At 65.9% G+C, this 1,487-nt stretch carries 1 pseudogene; it reads right to left on the reverse strand.

The window, feature by feature from the left end:
• Positions 1 to 8: 8 nt before the first annotated feature.
• A pseudogene (locus tag FQ377_RS14650) lies at positions 9 to 1,366 on the reverse strand (ISL3 family transposase).
• Between the last annotated feature and the right edge of the window lie 121 nt (positions 1,367 to 1,487).

Below are 1,487 nucleotides of genomic sequence, written 5' to 3' on the forward strand. Positions count from 1 at the left end.
GGCTCTTCTTACTTGAGGTGGGAGTGGCTGAGTCCGCCGCCGATGAGGAGCATGCGTAGGCGGTAGTTGTCTCGGTTGCGGAATCCTCGGGCGACGCGGCGGTGGAGTTCGATGAGTCCGTTCACGGCTTCGGTGCCGCCGTTGTTCGAGCGGTCGGTCGTGAAGTACGCCAGGAACGCGTCCCGCCAGCGTTTGAGGGTACGGCCGAGGCGGGCGATCTCGGGGATCGGGCATGTGGGGAACGCTACGAGGATCTGCTCGGCGATTCTCCGGCCCTCGGCCGGGTTGGGGTGCCGGTAGCGGAGCGGAGTTGTTGAGCGCAGGACCAGGCGATGTAGACGGGCAGGTGTGCGTCCTCGTTGGATGCGATCGCAGTGTCGAAGCGTTCCCATTGTTTGTCGGTGAGTTTCTCGGCGCCGGCGCGTAGGAGGTTCTGGATCCCGTAGAGCGGGTCGCCCTTGCGTCCGCGGTGGCCGAGGGTTTCCTGCTGGATCCGGCGTCGGCACTCATCGACGGCGTGGGTGCCGAGCTTGACGACATGGAAAGCGTCGAGGACAGCGACGGCGTCCTCAAGGTTGTCATCGATCGCGCTCTTGTAGCCCTGAAATGGGTCGAGGGCGGCCACTTTCACACCGGCGCGGAAGTCCTCGCCGCGTTCGGTGAGCCAGTCGGCGTACGCCTTTCCCGAGCGGCCCGGGACGAGGTCCAGCAGCCGTGCGCGGACGTGTCCGTGCCGGTCGCGGGTCAGATCGACCATGCCGGTGAGCTCTTTGGGGCCGCGCCCGCCCTCACTGATCGGTTTGGTCGAGACGTGGTGCCAGATGTGCTCATCGACACCCAAAGACGCGACATTCTCGAACCGTGCCGGATCGGCGGCCATGACCTCCAGCAATGGTCGGATGGATCGCCAGATGGTGCGCCACGTCGTCCCGAGCTGACGTGCCAGGCCAGCCACGCTGGCGTGCTCGCGGCGCAACTGGCTGATCGCCCACCAACAGGCCCGCGTCGTGAGCAACGCCCGCGGGCCAGCAACGTTGAGGTCTTGCTCGGTGAATGAGCGTGTCGGGCACTGCTCCTCGGCGCAACGCCACGTCCGTTTCCGCCAGATCAGCCGGACGGGCCGCCCGAAGCAGGGCACATCGATGAGCTTCACATCCCGGCGCCCGTGACTGCGGGCAAGGACGCCGCATGAGGAGCAGCCTGCCGGCCCGGCGGGTGATTCGATGACCGCACGGACAACGCCGGCGTGTTCGCTGACGTCGATGACGTGGAATCCTTCCAAACCCACCAGCAGATCGCACCGAGAGCAGTAACACGAGGGCTGGGAACGTGGGCGCGCGCGGACGCACGACGTAGGCTCGGACATTGTCGAGGCCTTCCGGATTGAGCGGCTTAGTCACTGCCGATCTTGGAAGGTCTCGGCCTCATTTCGGAGTCAGGTGCTCACGGCGTGTCGCTCAGCGCTCCCACCGCAAGTATGAAGAGCC

The sequence above is a fragment of the Arthrobacter echini genome, assembly GCF_008107445.1.
GTDB classification, from domain to species: domain Bacteria; phylum Actinomycetota; class Actinomycetes; order Actinomycetales; family Micrococcaceae; genus Arthrobacter_D; species Arthrobacter_D echini_A.